The following is a 21,870-nucleotide window of genomic DNA, read 5'->3' as shown; positions in this document are numbered from 1 at the left end:
CCACGCCGCCGGGAAATCCGGCAGGGATGGAATGACATGAAAGACCTCACGCGCGGCTCCATCGTGAGCCACATCCTGGCCATGGCGCCCCCGATCGTGGTCGGCATGATCACGATCATGGTCTGCCAGCTCGTCGACCTCTACTTCGTTTTCGGGCTCGGCGAGGCTGCCGTCGCCGGCGTCGCCGCCGCCGGCAATGCGGGGTTCCTCGTCAATGCGCTGATGCAGGTGCTCGGCGTCGGCGCGGTCGCGCTGATCGCGCATGCGGTGGGACGCAAGGACCGGGGCGATGCCAATCTCGTCTTCAACCAGTCGGTCACCCTGGCGGTACTGTTCGGGCTGCTGACGATGATTGCCGGCCTGGTGCTGTCGCGCCCCTACATGCGCGCGATCGCCGCCGACGAGGCCACGATCGAGGCCGGCACCACCTATCTGCTCTGGTTCACGCCGGCGCTGGCGCTGCAATTCGCATCGCAGGTGATGGCCTCCGCGCTGCGCGCCACCGGCATCGTGCGGCCGAGCATGCTGGTGCAGGCGCTCTCGGTGGTCATCAACATCGCGCTGGCGCCGGTGCTGATCTTGGGCTGGGGCACCGGCCATGCGCTCGGCGTTGCCGGAGCCGGCTTGGCGAGCTCGATCGGCGTCTTCGTCGGCGTGCTGATGCTGCTGGCCTATTTCCTCAAGCTGGAGCGTTACGTCGGCTTCCAGCCCGCGCAATGGCGCCCGCAGCTTCGGCAGTGGAAGAGGATCCTCAATGTCGGCCTGCCCGCGGGCGGCGAGTTCGTGATGATCTTCATCTTCATGGCCGTTGTCTATTACGTGCTGCGCGATTTCGGCCCGGCGGCCCAGGCCGGTTTCGGCATCGGGACGCGCCTGATCGGCCTGATCCAGATGCCGGCGCTCGCCGTCGCGCTCGCGGCAGGGCCCATCGCCGGCCAGAACTTCGGCGCCGGCGACGGCGCGCGCGTGCGCGAGACCTTCGTCAAGGCGGCGCTGATGGCCACCGTCGTGATGATCGCCTTCACGCTTCTGGCGCAGCTCGCGCCCGGACTGTTGCTTGCCGGCTTCTCGAACGATCCGGAGACGACGGCGGTCGCCTCGCAGTTTCTGCGACTGATCTCGCTGAACATGGTGGCGCAGGGTTTCATCTTCACCTGCTCCAGCATGTTCCAGGGGCTCGGCAACACCAAACCGGTGCTGTGGAGTTCGGCGGTGCGTGTGTTCACCTACGCGTTGCCGGCGATCTGGCTCTCGACCTGGCCGGGCTTCCGGATCGAGCAGGTCTGGTATCTGTCGATCGTGGCGACCACGCTGCAGGCCGCGATGAGCCTGTGGCTGCTGCGCCGTGAATTCGGCAAGCGCCTGGGACGGCTCCGGCCGAAGGATGTTCCCGCGCCGCCCGCCTCCGAGCCCACCGCGCCGCCCATACGTGAACCTGCATAGCGGCGTCTTGTCCCGTGCCCGCGGCTCCGGCTAGTTTCCGGCTGCTGGTGCCGTGGGATCGCCATGGCGATGTGGGGACTGCATGACTGAACTGTCGAACGCGCGGACGCCGACGTCCTGGCTCTCCGCGATCTGGATGGCGCGCCATCGCACGCCGGCCCGCTTCGTCGCACTGATCGCGCTGCTGCTGCCCTGGTCGACGAGTGGCGTGGTCTTCGCGCTGATCCCCTGGCTGATCGCCATCGCTTTCGTTGATCTCAGGGCGTTTCCCCGCTCGCTGTTGCGTCCGGTCTGCCTGCTGCCGATCCTGCTGGTGATCCTGGCGGTCGTCGGCACGCTGTGGTCCGATGCGCCCTGGCCGGAGCGCCTCCATGCCATCGGCCTGCCGGCGAAACTGCTGGCGATCCCGCTGCTGATCTACCAGTTCGAGCGCTGGCCCTACGGCAACTGGGTGTTCTCCGCGTTCCTGGCGTCCTGCGCGCTGTTGATGCTGTATTCCTTCGCCGTCGCGGCCGATCCCGGCCTGTCGCTCAAGCTCTATCTGTCGCGCGGGCCCTACAAGGTCGAGAGCGGGATCGCCGTGCGCAACTATATCGACCAGAGCCAGGAGTTCGCGCTTTGCGCGATTGCGCTGATCTATCCGATCGTGACCCTGTTCCGTGCAGGCCGTGTCCGCATGGCCGCGCTGCTCGCGGTGGTCGCGATCGGCTTCCTCGCCAACATGATGTTCGTCGTCGTCTCGCGCACGACGCTGGTGACGCTGCCGATCCTGCTCGTGGTGTTCGCGCTCCTGCATCTGCGACTGCGCACGGCGTTGAGCGCCGCCGGCGCGATGGTGCTGGCGGCGGCGCTGCTCTGGACCGCATCGTCGCATCTGCGCGCGACGGTCGCGAAATTCCAGGGCGACTACGAGATGAGCGTGGAGGACAACCAGATCAGCGGGATGGGCTCACGGCTGGACTTCTGGCGGAAGTCGCTCGGGTTCGTCGCGGAGGCGCCGCTGATCGGTCACGGCACCGGCTCGATCCGCGGCCTGTTCGCGCGCGTGGCAAGCGATCGAGAGGCCGATCCGCTGCGCGCGCAGATCGTCAACAATCCGCACAATCAGACGCTCCACGTCGCCGTGCAATGGGGCGCCGTCGGCGTCCTCGTGCTCTATGCGATGTGGTTCGCGCATCTGCTGCTGTTCCGCGGCGAGGGGCTCGCCTGCTGGATCGGCCTCCTGGTCGTGGTGCAGAACATGCTGTCCTCGGTGCTCAACTCGCACTTGTTCGATTTCAGCGAGGGCTGGCTCTACGTGCTCGGTGTCGGCGTCGCCGGCGGCATGGCGCTGTCGAAGAAGGCGCCGGTCTGGGACAAGGACGAGGCGCTGCAACGATGATCCGCGGCTGCGTTCCGGTCCGATCGGAACGCAGATGCCTCAGTGCGTCCCGAGGCTGTTCCAGACGAGGCCGACGCCGGACAGGAACAGCAGGCCGAGCACGACATCGCCGAAATGCTTGTCGCTCAGCGCATGGTAGACGCGTGCGCCGGCCCACGCGCCGATCAGCGTACCCGGAAACGCGACCAGCGCGAGCCAGACCACCTTGAACGCGACGAGGCCGGACGCGGTCTGCAGCACCAGCGCCATCGCCAGCACCGTGAAATTGAAGAGCTGGAAGATGCCGCGCCGCTCGTGCTTGCTCCAGCCGCGGATGTTGGCCCACAGGATCGGCAGCGGCCCCGACAACCCGGCGAGCCCGCCCAGAATGCCGCCGGCAAATCCGATCGCGCCGTCGGCGATCCGGCCGCCGAACGTCAGAGCGAGCGGCCGCTTGTTGAGATAGAGCGCGGTCGAGAAGATCAGCAGCAGCGCGCCGACGCTGAGCTTGAACACCTTGGGATCGGCGGAGGCGACCATCATGGTCCCCAGCGGCACGCCGATCACGCCCCCGATCAGGAACGGCCAGACCAGCGAGAGGTCGAAGCTCTTCCACATCGACGGCAGCGTCGAGACCTGTGCGATCACCGAGCAGATCAGCACCAGGGGCACCGCGAGCGAGGGCGGCAGCACGTAGAGCCAGATGCCCAGCGCCATCAGCGCCGTGCCGAAACCGGCCAGCCCCGAGACGAAGCCGCCGGCCAGCGCGCCGAACAGCAGCAGCGCGTAGTTGAGCGTTTCCACCAATGATTTCCTGTCGTTACCGGCGATCCCGAAGTGCTTCGGCGCATAGCACAGATGCGGCCGGGAAGGACAATTTCAAAACCGCACGCAAGCGTGATTCCCCGGGAACGGGCGTTCGCGGACAGAGCGCCTACATGATCTTCGTACAGCATTTTGGGGGGCCCGCCGCAAGCCACGCCGCGCTCTGATTGGCCTGTCCCCGATGAGATGATGGAGCATGATCATGACCCGCACGAACATGGCTTTGGCCGCCGCGTTGTTGTCGGCGCTGGCCGCGATGCCGACTTTGGCGCAGGCGCAGCTGTCAGAGCCCGCGGCCTACCAGGCCGCCCACCCGGACCGCGACGTCCTGAATGGCGGCCAGCTCACGCCGGCCGCGCGCGCGGCCCTCGGCCAGCAGGGTGGTCCGAGCAATGCGTATGCATCAGAGGCCTATCCGTCGCCCGTCGCGCCGGTCGTGCGCTCCCGCCATCGCCGTTCCCACCCCTAGACGCCTAGACGATCTGCCGGGTGTCGGCGGGCTTGTGCAGCGCGCCGACCAGGATGCGCAGGGCTTCGGTCAATTCCGATCGGTTGCGCGCCGCGCCCAGCGAGACGCGCGCTGCATGCGGCGGTGTCGTGTCGACCGCGAACGCATCGCCTGCGACCACCGCGAGCCCGTTGCGCAGCAGATGGGCCACGACGTCGCGGCGCTCGCGGCTGTCCGGCAGCCGCAGCCACAGATGATGGGCGGCGGGTTTGGCCTGGAACTGAAAACCCCTGAGCGCGCGCTGCGCGAGCTGCTGGCGGCCGACCGCTTCGCTGCGTATCGCGGCGATGATGCGGTCGGCGATGCCGGTCTCGATCCAGTGCGTCGTCAGGGCGACCATCAGCGGCGCCGGCATCTGCACCGTCGCCTGCAGATGGCGCCGCATCTCCTGCTGCGTGCCGCCGTCGGGCGTCACCAGATAGGCCACGCGCAGCGCGGGCGCGATGCACTTGGACAACGTCGTCGCCAGATACGTGCGCTCCGGAATCAGATTGGCGATCGGCGAGGCCGAACGGTCGAGCAGCCCGTAGGCATCGTCCTCGATCAAAGTCGTGCCGGCATCCCTGATGATCTTCGCGATCGCTTCGCGCCGCTCGGCGGAAAGCGTCGCTGTGGTCGGATTGTGCAGCGTCGGGATGAGATAGACCGCCGCGGGCTTGTGCGCGCGGCAGGCCTTCGCCAGCGCCTCGGGGAGGATGCCGCCGTCGTCCATCGCCACGCCGACGAGCCTGATGCCGAGCTGCGTCGCCGCCGCCTTGATGCCGGGGAAGGTGAGCTCTTCCGTCAGCACGACGTCGCCGCCGCGCGCGAGGCTGGCGAGCAGGTTGAACAGGATCGTCTGGGCGCCGGGAAAGATCACCAGCCGGTCGGGATGGGCATGCGGAACGCGCGTGCGCATCCATCTCGCCGCGATCTCGCGCTCATGCGCGCTGCCGCCGGGCGGCTGATAGTTGAGGAACGCGGTCAATCCTGATTGCGCGCGGATGGCTTCCAGTCCGGCGATGATGCGCTCGTCGAGTTGCGCTTCGAGCGGATGCGGCGGCACGTTCATCGACAGGTCGATCGCGACGGGATGCGGCAGGTCGACCGCGCGGCGCGCGCTGGTCTCCGACACGAACGATCCCTGGCCGACCCGGGCCTCCATGATTCCGCGCCGCCGCGCCTCCGTGTAGGCGCGCGTCACCGTCGTCAGGTCGATGCCGAGCGCCTTCGCGAGTGCGCGCTGCGTCGGCAATTGCTGGCCGCGCACCAGCCGGCCGGCGGCGATGTCGGCCTCCATGGCTTCGACGATGCGCTGATAGCGGGGTCCGCTCAGCTCCGAGATTGTAGGGATCCAGTCCATGCAAATTCGACCCATATCCTTTGAATGTATGGATGCAAGATATTATTGTATGGATCATCAGAACGGAAGAGGTGTGGTCATGGCGACCGGTTCAGTCTCTCTGGCAAAGGCGATGTGGCGCGGTTTTCGCGGCAAGTGCCCGAACTGCGGCGAAGGACACATGTTCGGGCGCTTCCTGAAGGTGGCCGACACCTGCGACCATTGCGGCGAGGAGCTGTTCCACCAGCGCGCCGACGACTTTCCGGCCTATCTCGTGATGGTCGTCGTCGGCCATCTCGTGGTGCCGGCGATCCTCGCCGTCGAGACCGCCTACGCGCCGCCGGTCTGGCTGCAACTGGCGGTGTGGCTGCCGGTGACGCTGTTCGCCTCGCTCGCATTGCTGCAGCCGACCAAGGGCGCCATCGTCGGGCTGCAATGGCAGATCGGCATGCACGGCTTCGAGGCCGGCAAGCTGCGGCGAGAGGCGGCTGAGCCCGTGCTCGTGAAGGCGAACGCGCCGCGCGCGGCCTGAGGCTTCCCGCGGCGTTTACACCGGGCACGTGCCCGTTACACTCCATCGTCTCAAGCAAGAGAGATGGAAACGCCGATGACCGCACGCGCGAAGACCTTCCTGCTCTGCCACGGTGCGTGGTCGGGCGGCTGGGCCTGGAAGAAGATGCATCCGCTGATGGCGCAGGCCGGTCATCGCCTGGTCGCGCCGACCTACACCGGTCTCGGTGAGCGCGCGCATCTCTCAGGTCCCGGCGTCGACCTGGAGACGCACATCCAGGACATCCTCAACGTCATCCGGTTCGAGGACCTCCACGACATCGTGCTGCTCGGGCACAGCTATGGCGGCATGGTCGCGACCGGCGTCGCCGATCGTGCGCGCGAGCGCGTGACGCAACTGATCTATCTCGACGCCTTCGTGCCGCGCGACGGCCAGTCGCTGTTCGACCTCAACGACGGCGGGCGCGATTCGATGCGCAAGGCGGCCGCGTCCGGCGACGGCTATCGCATCCCGCCGAATCCGCCGCCGCCGGACACGCCGCAGGCCGATCTCGACTGGCTCAATGCGCGCCGTATCAACATGCCGATCAAATGTTTCGAGACGAAATTGAAGCTCGAACACGGCGAGCCGAAAATGCCGCGCAGCTACATCTACTGCACGCGGATTCCGCCGGGCGACGTGTTCGGCCAGTTTGCGACACGCACGAAGAGCGAGGCCGGCTGGCGCTATTTCGAGCTCGACGCGAGCCATGCGCCGAACGTGACGGCGCCGGAAGCGCTGATGGCTGTGCTGCAGAAGATCGTCGGCTAGTCCACGGTCGTCGTTCCCGGGTTCGCGAAGCGAGAGCCCGGAATCCATCCATCCTCCGACCCTGCTGGCCGATGGGACAGCACGCAAAGGCAGCGAGCAGAAATGGTGAGGGGTCCGATGCGTCGGCATCGAACCCCTCGTTGCAAGATATCAGCCGGCCTGTAAGCCGGGTTCTGTAGGGCACCATCCGTTTGCGCGAATGATACGTGACGGCCATTCCTCTGGGACCATGTTTGCACATGGCCTCGAGCAACCTACCCGGACGGCGGGCCTGACATCGCCCCGCGGCGTTATCGCTTGCGCGAACAGCCCGCTTGAGCCGTCCCTATTCGGTTTTGCTCCCGGTGGGGTTTGCCATGCCGGCTCCGTTGCCGGAACCGCGGTGCGCTCTTACCGCACCTTTTCACCCTTACCCGCCTGCGCAGCTTGCGCTGCTTCGGCGTGGCGAGCCCGAGGGCTTGTCACGCCATAGCCCCGTTGGGGCAGAGGCGGGCGGTTCGTTCTCTGTGGCACTTTCCCTAAGGTCACCCTCGCCGGACGTTATCCGGCACCGTATGTCAAGGGAGCCCGGACTTTCCTCCCCGGCGGCCTTTCGGCACCTGCCGGAGCGGCCGTCCGGCCGACTGACGGCCTACGCATGGGGCATTTGTGACGGTTTCGTCAAGGCGATATCGCCGCGCCCGCGCCGCCGAAAATAAATTATCCTGAAGATGTCGTTTGGCGTTTGGCCCGTTCGACTGGATGTCGGTGATTTCCGAACAACAGGAGTTGAGCGATGCAATATCTGCTGATGATCTACCAGAACGAGGTCGAGTACGCGAAGAACGATGCGGCGACCAGCCAGAAGATGCTGGCCGAGTACGGCGCCTTCACTCAATCCATCATCCAGAGCGGCAGTTTCAAGGCCGGCGATCGTCTGCAGCCGACCACGACCGCGACCACGGTGCGCGTGCGCGACGGCAAGACGCTGACGACCGATGGTCCGTTCGCGGAAACGCGCGAGCAGCTCGGCGGCTATTATCTGGTCGAGGCCAAGGACCTCGACGCCGCGATCGAGATGGCGGCGCGGATTCCCGGCGCCCGCATCGGCTCGATCGAGGTGCGGCCGATCTGGGTCTACGACAAGTGACGGCCGGGCCGCGCATCGCAGCATGACCCCGAACGAGATCGAAACGATCTTCCGCGACGAGGCGGAGCGGGCGCTGGCCACGCTGATCCGCCTCGTCGGCGATTTCGATCTCGCCGAGGACGCGCTGCAGGACGCCTTCGCCGTCGCGCTGGAGCGCTGGGCGGCCGGAGGCATTCCCGACAATCCGCGCGCCTGGCTCGTCAATGTCGCGCGCAACAGGGCGATCGACCGGGTCCGCCGGCAGGCGGTGTTTCGCGGCAAGCAGCAGGCGCTCGTGCATGAGCTGGAGTTGAACGCGCAGGCGCCGGAGGAATCTCCGGCCATACTCGACGACGACATGCTGCGGCTGATCTTCACCTGTTGCCATCCGGCCTTCGCGGCCGAGGTGCAGGTCGCGCTGACGCTGCGTACGGTGTGCGGCCTCTCCATGGCGCAGGTCGCGCGCGCCTTCCTCATCGGCGAGGAAGCGATGGCGCAGCGGCTGGTCCGCGCCAAGCAGAAGATCAGGCTCGCCGGCATTCCTTACGAAGTGCCGGAACGCGAAGCGCTGGTGCCGCGGCTCGACGGTGTGCTCGCCGTGATCCATCTCGTCTTCACCGAAGGCTATGTCGCGACCTCCGGCGTGGACCTGATGCGCCCGGATCTCGCGGCCGAGGCGATCCGGCTCTGCCGTCTGCTCGACCGGCTGATGCCCGATCGCGCCGGCATCAAGGGCCTGCTGGCGTTGATGCTGCTGCACGATGCGCGGCGCGCCGGACGTGAGACGGCGGCGGGCGACATCGTTCTCCTGGAAGAGCAGGATCGCACGCTCTGGGATCGCGCGCAGATCGAGCAAGGCCTGCGCCTGGTGGACGATGCGCTGCGCGTGCCGGGGCGGCCGCACGCCTATGTTGTGCAGGCCGCGATCGCAGCGCTGCACGCCCGCGCGCCGCGCTTCGACGAAACCGACTGGTGCCAGATCGCCGGGCTCTACGAGGTGCTGCTGCGCATCAGCCCGTCGCCGGTGGTCGAGCTCAATCACGCCGCCGCGGTCTCGATGGTCGACGGTCCGGCGCGCGCGCTCGATCTGGTCGATGCGATCACCGCGCGCGGCGGGCTCGCCGGCTATGAGATGTTGCCCGCGGTGCGGGCCGATCTGTTGCGGCGGCTCGGCCGCTGGGACGAAGCGCGCGAGGCCTATGGCGCGGCGACGGAGGCAACGAAGCTGGAGCCGCTGCGACGGCTGTATGCGCGACGGCTGAGGGAGATGGATTAGCTGTCCCGGATTTCGTCACTGCGCTCGCAATGACGGGAGCAAGCCGCGCGGACCCTACGTCGACGCGACCACCGGCGCATCCGTGGGCAGGCTCGCCAGCAGCGCCTGCAATGTCGACAGCGTCGAATGATCGGCGATGCCGTCGAGCCGTGCCGGGCGGAAATGGCGCTGGAAGGCGGTGACCACTTCCATCGTCGATGCGTCGTATTTGCCGGTGAGCGGCACGCCGTAGCCATATCTGGCGAGCGCCTGCTGCAGGCTCATCACCTCGTCGCTGATGGTGCCGAGCATCAGGCTCTCGCCGCGCACGACCGGCGCGGGCGTTACCCAGTGACCGACGCCGGAATTGGCCAGCGAATGCCACGGAAACTTCTCGCCGGGATCCTTCTTGCGGGCCGGGGCGACGTCGGAATGGCCGAGCACGCGGTGCGAGGGCACTTTCCGCCGAAGCATGATGCCGCGGCACAGCGCGATCACGGCAGCGATCTGGCGCAGCGGGAATTCCGGATAGCCCCAATCGTGTCCGCGGTTGATGATCTCGATCCCGATCGAGCAGGAGTTGATGTCGTCCTCGCCGGCCCAGGATGAGACGCCGGCGTGCCAGGCGCGCTTGATCTCGGGCACGCATTGCACGATGCGGCCGTCCTCGAGCACGACATAATGTGCAGAGACCTCGGTGCCCGCCGTGCAGAGCCGCGCGAGCGCGCCCTCGACATCGGGCATGCCGGTGTAGTGCAGCACGATCATGTCCGGCTGCCGCCCCTTGTTGCGCTCGCCGTGATTGGGGGAGGGGATGATGTCCGAGACGATCGAGGAGTCCGGATCGAACGTCCGCATGCCCGCCGCGGCCTTGGGAACCGGGAGAACGCGTTGACGCTTCGAATCAGATCCAGACGATGTGGAAGAACCGGACGGCATGGACAGCTCGGGACGAACGGGAATGATGGGCCAGCCCTTCTCTTTACTATTCCTTTACCCACCGTCTCGCGCAATCGCGCGGCTCGGTTAACGGATGCATTTTGGTGCCTGTGTGTGGATGACGCATCACCGGACCGGTCACGTTTTCAACTTGTAACCAGCCGAGCAACGCTTTCTTAACGCTAAGGGCCGTTACTGAGCGATGAAGAGCCGACCCGCGTCCGGAGGCGGCCAAAGCGTATTTCGGCTCGAAATCCCATGGCTGCCCGACAAATTCCACTGGGAACACTGGGTTTGCAGCCTGGGACGACTGGGCCCGGCCATCGTGTTGTGCAGGGGTCAAGACGTGGAACCGCCGCGGCGCGGAATCATTCGAGGCGTGATGGGCTTGGTCGCTCCCGGTCTGCCTTGGGCGGTGGGCTCTGCGTTCGGCAGGCGTTTCGCATGAGTTCGGTTCCGCACATTCCCGTCCTTGGCCGCGAGGCCGTCGACTACCTCGCTCCACGCGAGGGCGGCATCTATGTCGATGCCACCTTCGGCGGCGGCGGCTATAGCCGCGCCATTCTCGACGTGCCGGGAACCCGCCTGATCGCGATCGACCGCGACCGCACCGCGATCGCCGGCGGTTTCGATCTGGTCGAGCGCTCCGCAGGCCGGCTGACGCTGGTCGAGGACCGCTTCTCCAACCTCGCCGAGGTCTGCGCGGCCCAGGGTGTCGATGCCGTCGACGGCGTCGTGATGGATGTCGGGGTATCCTCGATGCAGCTCGACCAGGCCGGCCGCGGCTTTTCCTTCCGCCTCGACGGTCCGCTCGACATGCGGATGGGACAGGCCGGCCCGACCGCCGCCGATGTCGTCGCGCGCGCCTCGGAAGCCGATCTCGCCGACATCATCTACCTCTTCGGCGAGGAGCGGCATTCGCGCCGCGTCGCCCGCGCCATCGTCGCGGACCGGCAGGAGACGCCGTTCACGACCACGCGCGCGCTGGCCGATCTCGTCGGCAGGGTGGTTCGTTCCAAGCCCGGCGACATCCATCCCGCGACGCGGACGTTCCAGGCCCTGCGCATCTTCGTCAACGAGGAGCTCGAGGAGCTCCAGACCGCGCTGGCCGCGGCCGAGCGCGTGCTCAAGCCGGGCGGGCGGCTCGCCGTCGTCTCGTTCCATTCGCTGGAAGACCGCATCGTCAAGAATTTCCTGTCCGAACGCTCGAAGACCGGCGGTGGCTCGCGCCATCTGCCGGAAGTGTCGCAGTTAGCGCCGAGCTTCGAGCTCCTGACGCGGCGTCCCGTGGTCGCCGGCGAGGAGGAAGTCGCGCACAATCCGCGCGCGCGGTCCGCCAAGCTGCGTGCCGCCGAGCGCACATCCGCACCGGCGCACGACGATGCCGAAGCGTCGTCCTGGCCGAGGCTCTCCGACGTCATGAGGGGCGGCTAGCGCATGCGCATCATCCACCTCCTCGTCATCGGCGCGCTGATCTTCGCGGCGGCCTATGTCTACCGGATCAAGATGGACTCGACGGCCCGCACCGAGAAGGTGCTGCGGCTGCACGCGGAGATTCGCGAGCAGCGCGACGCGATCGCCTCGCTGCGCTCCGAATGGGCCAAGCTGGATGCGCCCTTGCGCCTGCAGGGCCTGGCCGAGCGGCATCTGCCGCTCAAGCCCATCAGCGCCACGCAATATGATTCGCTGAAGAACCTGCCGGAGCGGCCGCCGCGGATGTTCAGGCCGGGCGAGCCTGATCCGATCGGCTCCATGATCAACACCATCGAAGCCGCGAGCGATCCCGATTCGGTGACGGGCTCCGTGCCTCAGCCCGAGGACAACCAATGAGCCCGGCGAGCCCCGCAAAACCGCCTGAGAAGCCGGCCGAACCCTGGCGGCAGCGGCTGATCCGCAGCCTGCTTTACGGGCGCAACGTCGACCGCGCGGCGAAGGCGCGGGCGCGGGTCGGGCTGGCGATCCTGGCCTTTGCCTCCGTCTACGCCCTGATCGGCGGCCGGCTCGTGATGTTCGCGATCGGCGCGGACGCCCATGGCGCGCGCCGGGCCGCGTCGCAGGACGTGGTCGCGACCGCGCGGCCCGACATCGTCGACCGCAACGGCGCGATCCTGGCGACCGACGTCAAGGCGCCGAGCCTGTTCGGCGAACCGCGCCGCATCATCGACAAGGACGAGGCGATCGAACTGCTGACCGCGACCGTGCCCGACCTCGACGAGGCCGAGGTGCGCGACCGCCTGTCGTCGCGCAAGGGGTTCGTCTGGCTCAAGCGCGAGATCACGCCCAAGCAGCAACAGGACATCCACAAGCTGGGCATTCCCGGCATCGGCTTCCTGCGCGAGAACAAGCGCGTCTATCCCACCGGCAACGAGGTCGCCCACCTCATCGGTCTCGTCAACATCGACAACCAGGGCATCGCCGGCATGGAGAAGTGGCTCGACAGCAACGGGCTCGCCGATCTCCACCGTGCGGGCTTCGCCACCGACCGCCTGCAAAAGCCGGTCGAGCTGTCGGTCGATCTGCGCGTCGAGCACGCGCTGCGCGACGAACTCCTGAAGGCCAAGGAGAAGTTCCACGCCAAGGCGGCTTCGGGCCTGGTCTCCAACGTCAAGACCGGCGAGATCGTGGCGATGGTCTCGGTGCCGGACTTCGACCCGAACAACCCGAAGGAAGCGCACGATCCCGATCGCATCAACCGCCTGACCACCGGCGTCTACGAGATGGGCTCGACCTTCAAGGCGTTCACGCTCGCGATGGCGCTCGACTCCGGCAAGTCCGATCTCAACTCGATGTGGGATGCGCGCGGGCCGCTGCATTACGGCAAGTTCGCGATCCACGACGACCACGCCATGGGTCGCTTCATCAACATGAAGGAAGTGTTCTACTACTCCTCCAACGTCGGTGCGGCGCGCATCGCGCTCTCCCAGGGCGTCGAGGCGCACAAGGCCTTCCTGCGCAAGATGGGCCAGCTCGAAAGGCTGCGCACGGAACTGCCGGAGAGCGCCTCGCCGATCGTTCCGAAGCGCTGGGCCGAGCTGAACACCGTGACCATTTCGTTCGGCCACGGCATCGCGGTTGCGCCGCTCCAGGCGGTGATGGGCATCGATGCGCTGGTCAACGGCGGCTATCTGATTCCGCCGACTTTCCTGAAGCGCACCGAAGCCGAGGCGATGCAGCTTGCCAAGCGCGTGATCAAGCCCGAGACCTCCGACAAGATGCGCTATCTGATGCGGCTCAACGCCGAGGTCGGCACCGCCAAGAAGGCCGACGTTCCCGGCTACTATATCGGCGGCAAGACCGGCACCGCCGAAAAGGTCATCAACGGCCGCTACGCCAAGAAGCGCGTGCTCAACGCCTTCACCGCCATCGTGCCGGCGGACAATCCGAAGTACCAGCTCCTGATCATGATCGACGAGCCGCAGCCGCTGAAGGAAACCTACGGCTTCATCACCTCGGGCTGGAACGCGGTGCCGACCGGCGGCAAGGTGATCGAGCGGATCGCGCCGCTGCTCGGCATCGAACCCCGCTTCAATCTGCCGCCGTCCGACCGCCTTATTCTTGCAGCATCCAGAACAACCCAGTAATCAACCGGGTAGCCCCTTGGCCGGTGCTGAGTCGGCCTTTTCAGGGGATTCGGCGTTCCGGCGGGGCATGTCGACTGGAAGACCATGAAGCTGCGCGACCTCTTAGGTCAGGAAGTCCTGGGCAATGACGCCGCAATCGAGCCCGCCGTCGCGGCGCTCGACGTGACGGGGCTTGCGCTCGACAGTCGCGTCGTCAAGCCGGGCGACCTCTTCTTTGCGCTCGCCGGCAGCAAGACCGACGGCGCACGATTCATCGACGCGGCGATCGCCGCAGGTGCAGCGGCAATCGTCGGCGATCATCAGCCCGCCCAATGCAAGGTGCCGTTCATCGTCGCCGCCAATCCGCGCCGCGCGCTGGCGCTGGCCGCCGCGAAATTCTTTCCCGCGCAGCCCGCAACGATCGCCGCGGTGACCGGCACCAGCGGCAAGACCTCGGTCGCCGCATTCACGCGGCAGGTCTGGGAGCGGCTCGGGCATGCTTCCGCCAGCATCGGCACCATCGGCCTCGTTTCGCCCCGGCGCACCGTCTACGGCTCGCTGACGACGCCGGATCCCATCGCCCTGCACCGGCAGCTCGACGAGATCGCGCGCGAGGGCGTGACCCATCTCGCTTTCGAGGCTTCCTCGCACGGGCTCGACCAGTACCGCCTCGACGGCGTGCGCGTCGCCGCCGGCGGCTTCACCAATCTGTCGCGCGATCACATGGACTATCATCCGACCGTCGCGCATTACCTCGCGGCCAAGCTCCGCCTGTTCCGTGAGCTGGTTCGGCCTGATGGAGCGGCTGTGATCTCCGCCGATCATGATTGTTCGGCGGAGGCGATCGCTGTGGCGTCCTCGCGCGGCCTGCGCGTGATGACGGTCGGCCGCAATGGCGACGGTGCGGGCGAGGGCATCCGTCTGACCGAAGCCGCGGTCGAGGGCTTCTCGCAAGTGCTCGCGCTCGAGCATCGCGGCAGGCGCTATGCCGTCCGTCTTCCGCTGGTCGGCGAATTCCAGATCGAGAACGCGCTGGTCTCGGCCGGGCTTGCGATCGGCACCGGCAGCGACGCGGCGAACGTGTTCGCGAGCCTCGAACATCTCGAAGGCGCCAAGGGGCGGCTCGAACGCGTCGGCGAGCGCAACGGCGCGCCGATCTTCGTCGATTACGCGCACAAGCCGGATGCCTTGGCGAAGGCCCTGCAGGCGCTGCGGCCCTACGCGAAGCGCAGGCTGATCGTCGTATTCGGCGCCGGCGGCGATCGCGATGCCGGCAAGCGCCCGATCATGGGCGAGATCGCGGCCGGCAACGCCGACGACGTCATCATCACCGACGACAATCCGCGCAGCGAGAAGCCGGAAGCCATTCGCGCCGCGATCCTCGCCACCGCGAAGGGCGCCCGCGAAATCGGCGACCGCGCAGCGGCGATCCGCGCCGCGATCGACGAATTGCAGGACGGCGATGCGCTGCTCATCGCCGGCAAGGGGCACGAGACCGGGCAGATCGTCGGTGGAGAGGTGCTGCCTTTCAGTGATCACGAGGCGGTCGCCGCCGCATTAGCGTCGAGGATTGCATGAGCGCGCCATTGTGGACGGTTGCCGAGGTGGCGCGCGCGCTGGGCGCCGCCGGTTCGTTCCCGGATACGCCGATCGATTTCGTCACCCAGGACAGTCGCCTGGTGAAGCCCGGCAGCCTGTTCGTCGCGCTGAGCGGCACGCCGAGCGGCGGCTTCATCTCGGCCTTCGCCAGCGCGCGTGACGGCTGGGAATTCGCCGACAAGGCGGAGGCGGCCGGGGCGGTGGCGATGATCGTGCCGCACGAGATCGCGGGCATCCGTGTTCCGCAGATCGTCGTGAAGGACACGCTGATCGACGGCCTCTGGGGTCTCGCGCGGGCCGCGCGCGCGCGCTTCGGCGGACCGGTGATCGGCCTCACCGGCAGTGCCGGCAAGACCAGCACCAAGGAGTTCCTTGCGGCCTATCCGGATGCCTATGCGAATCCGTCGAGCTTCAACAATTTCTGGGGCGTGCCGCTGACGCTGTGCAATGCGCGGCCGGATGCGAGCCTGTGGGTCGTCGAGATGGGGATGAACCAGACCGGCGAGATCGCACGGCTCAGCGAACTGACGCGCCCGACCGTCGCGCTGGTCGTCAACGTCCAGCCCGTGCATCTGGAAAAGCTCGGCTCGCTCGAAGCCATCCGCCGCGAGAAGGTCTCGATCGCGCTCGGCCTGCCTGAGGACGGCGTGCTGGTTCTGCCGGCCGGGCTCAAGGCATCGGAATGGAAGGGCAAGGTCGTGCGCTTCGGCGAGCGTGCCGAGGTGCACGAGGTCGCGCATGCGCCGCACGGCGAAAGCTGGCAGGTGGTCGCCGAACTCGGCAAGAAGGAGATCGCGTTCAGCCTGACGCCGGGCGCGCCGCATCGGGTGCAGAATGCGCTGGCTGCGCTCGCCGCCATCCGCGCCGCGAATCTCGATGCCGCGACGCTCGCGATCAAGCTCGACCGGGTCGGTATCATGACCGGCCGCGGCGTCGAGCAGGTGGTCGGCGGCGTGACCGTGATCGACGACAGCTTCAACGGAAATCCCGCCAGCGTGGCTGCCGCGCTGCAGAGCCTGCAGGCGCGCAACATGACCGGCGGTCGCCGCATTGCGGTCCTCGGCGACATGCTGGAATTGGGCGACGATGCACCGAGCTATCACACCGGCCTTGCCGGGCATCTCGACGGCATCGACGGCGTCTATTGCGTCGGGCCCTTGATGCGACACCTCTATGACGTGCTGCCGGCGGGCAAGGGTCTCGGCTGGCACGACGACCCGGCGACGCTGAAGCCCGGCGAGGTCGCGAAATTGCTGAAGGCAGGCGATGTCGTGGTTGTCAAGGGCAGCAAGAAGATGTTCTGGGTCAACAAGTTTGTGCCGGGGCTAGTGGCCGCCTTGCAGGCAAAGGCGTAAACTGCTTGGAAGGCGCCGTTCCCGATCCCACCCTCTGCGGCGCGAAGCCGTTCGGTTGCTTCGAGGTCGCTCGAACGCATGATGAAGACCAGCGAATGCGCATGCGGCACGCCGGACAACGCCGCGTGCGACATGCGCCATAGGACCGTCTGAATGTTTTACTGGCTGATCGAGCTCTCCAATACATTTCCGGGCTTCGGTGCGATCCGCACCGTGCTGAACGTCTTCCGCTACATCACATTCCGCACCGGCGGCGCCGTCGTCACCGGCGCGCTGTTCGTGTTCCTGTTCGGGCCCTGGATCATCGATCACCTGCGCATCCGCCAGGGCAAGGGCCAGCCGATCCGCGCCGACGGTCCGCAATCGCATCTCAGCAAGAAGGGCACGCCCACCATGGGTGGGCTGATGATCCTCTCCGGCCTCACGGTCGGCACCGTGCTGTGGGCCAATCCGCTCAATCCCTATGTCTGGATCGTGCTCGCGGTGACGCTCGGCTTCGGCTTCGTCGGCTTCTACGACGACTACCTCAAGGTCACCAAGCAGACCACGAGCGGGTTCGGCGGCAAGCTTCGCCTGCTGATCGAGGCGGCCATCGCGCTGGTCGCCTGCTATGCGCTGGTGCGGCTGAACCGCGATCCCTCGTCGACCGCGCTGGCCATCCCCTTCCTCAAGGATACGGTGCTGAACTTCGGCTGGTTCTTCGTCGTCTTCGGCGCCTTCGTCATCGTCGGCGCCGGCAACGCTGTGAACCTCACCGACGGCCTCGACGGTCTCGCGATCGTGCCGGTGATGATCGCGACCGCGAGCTTCGCCATGATCGCCTATCTCGCCGGCAACGCCGTTTTCGCCGACTACCTCCAGATCAAGTACGTCGCGGGCACCGGCGAACTCGCCGTGCTCTGCGGCGCGCTGCTGGGAGCCGGTCTCGGCTTCCTCTGGTTCAACGCGCCGCCGGCCTCGATCTTCATGGGCGACACCGGCTCGCTCGCGCTGGGCGGCATGCTCGGCTCGATCGCGGTCGCGGTGAAGCACGAGATCGTGCTTGCGGTGATCGGCGGCCTGTTCGTGCTCGAGGCGGTCTCCGTCATCGTGCAGGTGGTGTCGTTCAAGCTGACGGGAAAGCGCATCTTCCGGATGGCGCCGATCCATCACCATTTCGAGCAGCTCGGCTGGACCGAGCCGCAGATCGTGATCCGCTTCTGGATCATTTCCGTGATGCTGGCGCTCGCCGGCCTGTCGACGCTCAAGCTGCGGTGACGGTTACGCCATGATCCCCGTCACTTCCTTTGCCGGCAAGACGGTCGTGGTGTTCGGCCTCGGCGGCTCGGGGCTCGCGTCCTGCCACGCGCTGAAAGCCGGCGGCGCCGAGGTGATCGCCGCCGACGACAATGCCGAGAACGTCGCCAAGGCGGCGCAGGCTGGTTTCATCACCGCGGATCTGCGCTCCATCTCCTGGGCGGGTTTCGCGGCGCTGGTGCTCGCGCCCGGCGTGCCGCTCACCCATCCGGTGCCGCACTGGAGTGTGCTGAAGGCGCGCGAAGCCGGTGTCGAGGTGATCGGCGACATCGAGCTGTTCTGCCGCGAGCGGCGGCGGCACGCGCCCAACGCACCGTTCGTCGCGATCACCGGCACCAACGGCAAGTCGACCACCACGGCGCTGATCGCGCATCTGACCAAGGTGGCCGGCTACGACACGCAGATGGGCGGCAATATCGGCACCGCGATCCTGTCGCTGGAGCCGCCGCGCATGGGCCGCGTCCACGTCATCGAGATGTCGTCCTATCAGATCGACCTCACGCCCTCGCTCGATCCCTCGGTCGGCATCCTGCTCAATGTCAGCGAGGACCATATCGACCGTCACGGCACGATTGAGCATTATGCCGCAGTGAAGGAGCGCCTCGTCGCGGGCGTGCAGTCCGGCGGCACCGCGATCGTCGGCGTCGACGACGGCTGGTGCCGCGACATCGCCGATTGGCTCGACCGGGCCGGCAAGAAGATCGAGCGCATCTCCGTCAAGAATCCGCTGGCGTCCGGCATCTATGTCGAGCACGGCAGCATCGTGCGCGCCTCGGGCGGCGCCCGCAGCGAGATCGCCATGCTCGGCGGCATCGGATCGCTGCGCGGCCAGCACAACGCGCAGAACGCGGCCTGCGCGGCTGCGGCCGCGCTCGCGATGGGCATCGGTCGGGACGTGGTGCAGAACGGCCTGCGCAGCTTTCCCGGTCTTGCGCACCGCATGGAGCAGGTCGGCCGCCGCGGCAATGTGCTGTTCGTCAACGATTCCAAGGGGACGAATGCGGACGCGACCGCGCACGCGCTGTCGTCCTTCGCCGACATCTTCTGGATCGCCGGCGGCAAGCCGAAAGCAGGCGGCATCACCGGCCTCACCGGCTTCTTCCCGCGCATCCGCAAGGCCTATCTGATCGGCGAGGCCGCGCCGGAGTTTGCCGGCACGCTCGGCAGCGAGGTGCCGCACGAGATCAGCCAGACCCTCGATGTTGCCGTCGAACATGCCGCGCGTGATGCGGAAGCGTCAGGCCTCAACGATGTGGTCGTGCTGCTCTCGCCCGCCTGCGCCTCGTTCGATCAGTACCGCAATTTCGAGATCCGCGGCGCCGCCTTCCGCGACCTGGTCGAGGCGCTGCCGGGCGTGAAGCCGGTGGTGTGAGGCGCGCGCGCCGCGGCGCTCTCGTCGCACGGCTTGAACCTTCGCCTCAGTATCTTAGAGGTGGTGCTTGAGCCGAAAGGCCGCGGCGTGTCGGATGTCCCGCTTTCGCGGGGCATGACGCGCATGTGAGACGGCCGCTCCCACCTATCTCCAAACATCCGCTTTTCATTAACCCCCCGGTAACCAACCTCGGCGACCAATGGGCTGACCTCTGTCCGAAAGCGGCCGCCCATGCTCTCCCGTGAAGAACGCACCCCCTTTTCCGAGTGGTGGTGGACCGTCGACAAGCCGTTGATGGGCGCCATCCTGGCGCTGATGCTGACCGGGGTGATCCTGTCGCTGGCGGCGAGCCCGCCGGTCGCGACCCGCATCGGGCTCGATCCGTTCCACTTCTTCAGCCGCCACGTGATGTTCCTGGCGCCGTCCTGCATGGTGCTGCTCGGAGTGTCCTTCCTGTCGCCGCGCGCGATCCGCAGAAGCGCGCTGATCATCTTCGCCATCAGCATCATCCTGATCGTGGTGACGCTGGCCGTCGGCCCGGAAGTGAAGGGCTCGCGGCGCTGGATCACGCTGCTCGGCGTCAACATCCAGGCCTCCGAAATCGCAAAGCCGTCTTTCGTCGTCATCGCGGCCTGGCTGTTCGCGGAATCGACCAAGCGGCCGGAGATGCCGGCGACCTCGATGGCGCTGGTGCTGCTCCTGATGCTGGTGTCGCTGCTGGTGATGGAGCCGGACTTCGGCCAAACCATGCTGATCCTGATGGTGTGGGGCTCGCTGTTCTTCATCGCGGGCATGCGCATGATCTGGGTGTTCGGGCTCGCGGGCGCCGCCGCCGCCGGATTGTTCAGCGCCTATCTGTTCGTCCCGCACGTCGCCGGCCGTATCAAGCGGTTCATGAATCCCGCCTCCGGCGACACCTTCCAGGTCGATACCGCCATGGAGGCATTCTACAACGGCGGCTGGTTCGGCCTCGGGCCGGGCGAGGGCATCGCCAAGCGCAGCCTGCCGGACAGCCACACCGACTTCGTGTTCGCGGTCGCGGCCGAAGAGTTCGGCATCATCCTCTGCCTGGCGATGCTGACGCTGTATGCGTTCATCGTCGTTCGCACGCTGTCGCGCGCCTACGCCAACGAGGACATGTTCTCGCGCTTCGCAGCCTCCGGCCTTGCCATCCTGTTCGGCGTGCAGGCCGCGATCAACATGTCGGTCAATCTGCAGCTCATTCCCGCCAAGGGCATGACGCTGCCCTTCATTTCCTATGGCGGTTCCTCGATCGTGTCGCTCGCCTACGGCGTCGGCATGATGCTGGCGCTGACGCGCCTGCGCCCGCGCACCGAGGTCGAGTCGATCGGCCACGCCGAGGCGATGCGCAACTACGCGTGATCCTCACCCTGAGGAGCCGCGCAGCGCGCGGCGTCTCGAAGGGCGCGGCCCGAGTGGAAGTTTTCGGACGTTGAAGTCTTGGCCTGGCCTTCATCCTTCGAGACGCGCGTTCCACGCTGCTCAGGATGAGGAGTTGATGCGGTGTTCGCTGCGCTCGCAATGACCGTTGAGGGCCTGTAGAAAGGCAATCATGGACACGTCTCCCTTGATTCTTCTCGCCGCGGGCGGCACCGGCGGCCATCTGTTTCCCGCCGAGGCGCTCGGCGTCGAGCTGATCCGGCGCGGCTTTCGCGTCCGCCTCGTCACCGATGAACGTGCGCTGCGCTACAGCGGGCTGTTCGGCAAGGACATGATCGACGTCGTCTCCAGCGAGACCGCGCGCGGCCGCAATCCGCTGCAACTCGCCTATGCCGGCCTCACGCTCGCGGCCGGCACGGTCTTTGCGTATCGCCTGATCAAGCGGCTCAAGCCCGTCGCCGTCGTCGGGTTCGGCGGGTATCCGACGCTGCCGCCGCTCGTCGCTGCGAAATTCGCCGGCGTGCCCGGCATCATCCACGACGCCAATGCCGTGCTCGGCCGTGCCAATCGTTTCCTGTCGACGCGCGTCCGCGCGATCGCGACGTCGCTGCCCGGCGTGCTCGATCGCGACCCGGCGCTCGCCGGCAAGACAACGACGGTCGGCACGCCGATGCGGCCGGCGATCCTCGCGGCGGCTGCGGTGAAATATGCCGCGCCCGAGCCGGAGGGGCCGCTGCGCCTGCTCGTCGTCGGCGGCAGCCAGGGCGCGCGCATCATGGCCGATATCGTGCCCGGTGCGATCGAACGGCTCGCGCCCGCGCTGTGGAGCCGGCTCGTGCTCACCCAGCAGGTGCGCGACGAGGACATGAATCGCGTGCGCGCGGTCTACGACAAGCTCAGGATCAACGCCGAGCTCGCACCGTTCTTCACGGATCTGCCGGCGCGGCTCGCCTCCAACCATCTGGTGGTGTCGCGCTCCGGCGCCGGCACCGTGGCCGAACTCGCTGCGATCGGCAGGCCCTCCATCCTGGTGCCGTTGCCGGGCTCGATCGACCAGGACCAGTTCGCCAATGCCGGCGTGCTGGTGAAGGTCGACGGCGCGATCCGCATCCCGCAGACCGAATTCACCTCAGATCGCCTCGCGGCCGAGATCTCCGCTTTCGCGGCCGAGCCGGCGCGGCTCGCCGCCATGGCCGAGGCCGCCCGC

The 21,870-nt window shown here is 67.1% G+C and carries 19 protein-coding genes and 1 other RNA gene; 16 read left to right on the top strand and 4 right to left on the bottom strand.

Annotated features, from left to right (window positions below; genetic code table 11):
- Positions 1-36: 36 nt before the first annotated feature.
- Together QM712_RS30605 and QM712_RS30600 are read left to right on the top strand one after the other, a co-directional pair.
- A complete protein-coding gene (locus QM712_RS30605) occupies positions 37-1,443 on the top strand; it encodes an MATE family efflux transporter (RefSeq protein WP_415026878.1) in 1,407 nt (468 codons plus the stop codon).
- Positions 1,444-1,525: 82 nt separating this feature from the next.
- Entirely contained in the window at positions 1,526-2,824 is a 1,299-nt protein-coding gene (locus QM712_RS30600; RefSeq protein ID WP_415026877.1) for an O-antigen ligase family protein, read from the top strand.
- 39 nt (positions 2,825-2,863) lie between these two features.
- Here the strand turns inward: QM712_RS30600 and QM712_RS30595 are convergent, their stop codons facing one another.
- Positions 2,864-3,607 carry a sulfite exporter TauE/SafE family protein gene (locus QM712_RS30595; protein ID WP_415026876.1) on the bottom strand — a complete coding sequence of 248 codons (744 nt, stop codon included), beginning with the start codon at positions 3,605-3,607 and terminating at the stop codon, positions 2,864-2,866.
- A gap of 223 nt (positions 3,608-3,830) precedes the next feature.
- On the opposite strand from QM712_RS30595, the gene QM712_RS30590 reads away from it, so the two are divergent.
- Positions 3,831-4,097, top strand: coding sequence for a hypothetical protein (locus tag QM712_RS30590; protein ID WP_415026875.1), 267 nt, complete (start codon positions 3,831-3,833; stop codon positions 4,095-4,097).
- A 4-nt stretch (positions 4,098-4,101) separates the two neighbouring features.
- Here QM712_RS30590 and QM712_RS30585 read toward each other — a convergent pair whose 3' ends face one another.
- On the bottom strand, positions 4,102-5,478 hold the full coding sequence (locus QM712_RS30585) for a PLP-dependent aminotransferase family protein (protein WP_415026874.1): 1,377 nt from the start codon (positions 5,476-5,478) through the stop codon (positions 4,102-4,104).
- A gap of 49 nt (positions 5,479-5,527) precedes the next feature.
- Here QM712_RS30585 and QM712_RS30580 point away from each other — a divergent pair, with 49 nt between their 5' ends.
- Positions 5,528-5,989, top strand: a complete 462-nt coding sequence (locus QM712_RS30580) for a DUF983 domain-containing protein (RefSeq protein WP_415026873.1) — start codon at positions 5,528-5,530, stop codon at positions 5,987-5,989.
- A gap of 75 nt (positions 5,990-6,064) precedes the next feature.
- Positions 6,065-6,778 carry an alpha/beta fold hydrolase gene (locus QM712_RS30575; RefSeq protein WP_415026872.1) on the top strand — a complete coding sequence of 238 codons (714 nt, stop codon included), beginning with the start codon at positions 6,065-6,067 and terminating at the stop codon, positions 6,776-6,778.
- Positions 6,779-6,924: 146 nt separating this feature from the next.
- On the opposite strand, the gene rnpB is transcribed toward QM712_RS30575, so the two are convergent.
- An RNA gene (gene rnpB, locus QM712_RS30570) (RNase P RNA component class A) lies at positions 6,925-7,405 on the bottom strand.
- Positions 7,406-7,553: 148 nt separating this feature from the next.
- Here rnpB and QM712_RS30565 point away from each other — a divergent pair.
- Together QM712_RS30565 and QM712_RS30560 are read left to right on the top strand one after the other, a co-directional pair.
- Positions 7,554-7,907, top strand: a complete 354-nt coding sequence (locus QM712_RS30565; protein WP_415026871.1) for a YciI family protein — start codon at positions 7,554-7,556, stop codon at positions 7,905-7,907.
- 22 nt (positions 7,908-7,929) lie between these two features.
- Positions 7,930-9,162 carry an RNA polymerase sigma factor gene (locus tag QM712_RS30560; RefSeq protein ID WP_415026870.1) on the top strand — a complete coding sequence of 411 codons (1,233 nt, stop codon included), beginning with the start codon at positions 7,930-7,932 and terminating at the stop codon, positions 9,160-9,162.
- A 54-nt stretch (positions 9,163-9,216) separates the two neighbouring features.
- On the opposite strand, the gene QM712_RS30555 is transcribed toward QM712_RS30560, so the two are convergent.
- Positions 9,217-9,999 carry an N-acetylmuramoyl-L-alanine amidase gene (locus QM712_RS30555; RefSeq protein WP_415026869.1) on the bottom strand — a complete coding sequence of 261 codons (783 nt, stop codon included), beginning with the start codon at positions 9,997-9,999 and terminating at the stop codon, positions 9,217-9,219.
- 525 nt (positions 10,000-10,524) lie between these two features.
- On the opposite strand from QM712_RS30555, the gene rsmH reads away from it, so the two are divergent.
- The 9 genes from rsmH to murG form a co-directional block, all read left to right on the top strand.
- A complete protein-coding gene (gene rsmH / locus QM712_RS30550) occupies positions 10,525-11,514 on the top strand; it encodes a 16S rRNA (cytosine(1402)-N(4))-methyltransferase RsmH (RefSeq protein WP_415026868.1) in 990 nt (329 codons plus the stop codon).
- A 3-nt stretch (positions 11,515-11,517) separates the two neighbouring features.
- On the top strand, positions 11,518-11,910 hold the full coding sequence (locus tag QM712_RS30545) for a hypothetical protein (protein ID WP_415026867.1): 393 nt from the start codon (positions 11,518-11,520) through the stop codon (positions 11,908-11,910).
- The gene (locus QM712_RS30540; protein WP_415026866.1) at positions 11,907-13,661 is read left to right on the top strand and encodes a peptidoglycan D,D-transpeptidase FtsI family protein; all 1,755 of its coding nucleotides are present in this window, start codon (positions 11,907-11,909) and stop codon (positions 13,659-13,661) included. The genes QM712_RS30545 and QM712_RS30540 overlap by 4 nt, the downstream gene beginning before the upstream one ends.
- Positions 13,662-13,745: 84 nt before the next feature.
- On the top strand, positions 13,746-15,218 hold the full coding sequence (locus QM712_RS30535) for a UDP-N-acetylmuramoyl-L-alanyl-D-glutamate--2,6-diaminopimelate ligase (protein ID WP_415026865.1): 1,473 nt from the start codon (positions 13,746-13,748) through the stop codon (positions 15,216-15,218).
- A complete protein-coding gene (locus QM712_RS30530) occupies positions 15,215-16,594 on the top strand; it encodes a UDP-N-acetylmuramoyl-tripeptide--D-alanyl-D-alanine ligase (protein ID WP_415026864.1) in 1,380 nt (459 codons plus the stop codon). Before QM712_RS30535 ends, QM712_RS30530 begins: the two co-directional genes overlap by 4 nt.
- Before the next feature lie 153 nt (positions 16,595-16,747).
- Positions 16,748-17,851 carry a phospho-N-acetylmuramoyl-pentapeptide-transferase gene (gene mraY / locus QM712_RS30525; RefSeq protein WP_415026863.1) on the top strand — a complete coding sequence of 368 codons (1,104 nt, stop codon included), beginning with the start codon at positions 16,748-16,750 and terminating at the stop codon, positions 17,849-17,851.
- Between the two features lie 10 nt (positions 17,852-17,861).
- Positions 17,862-19,262: a UDP-N-acetylmuramoyl-L-alanine--D-glutamate ligase gene (gene murD, locus QM712_RS30520; protein ID WP_415026862.1), complete on the top strand. Its 1,401-nt coding sequence runs from the start codon at positions 17,862-17,864 to the stop codon at positions 19,260-19,262.
- Between the two features lie 231 nt (positions 19,263-19,493).
- On the top strand, positions 19,494-20,645 hold the full coding sequence (ftsW, locus tag QM712_RS30515; RefSeq protein ID WP_415026861.1) for a putative lipid II flippase FtsW: 1,152 nt from the start codon (positions 19,494-19,496) through the stop codon (positions 20,643-20,645).
- Between the two features lie 190 nt (positions 20,646-20,835).
- Positions 20,836-21,870: undecaprenyldiphospho-muramoylpentapeptide beta-N-acetylglucosaminyltransferase (gene murG / locus QM712_RS30510; protein ID WP_415026860.1), on the top strand; the 1,035-nt coding region annotated here is incomplete at its 3' end.

The organism is Bradyrhizobium sp., assembly GCF_047605465.1.
In the GTDB taxonomy this organism is placed as follows: Bacteria; Pseudomonadota; Alphaproteobacteria; order Rhizobiales; family Xanthobacteraceae; genus Bradyrhizobium.
Note: the sequence above shows the minus strand (reverse complement) of the source record. Positions and strands in the feature narration are given on the sequence as shown.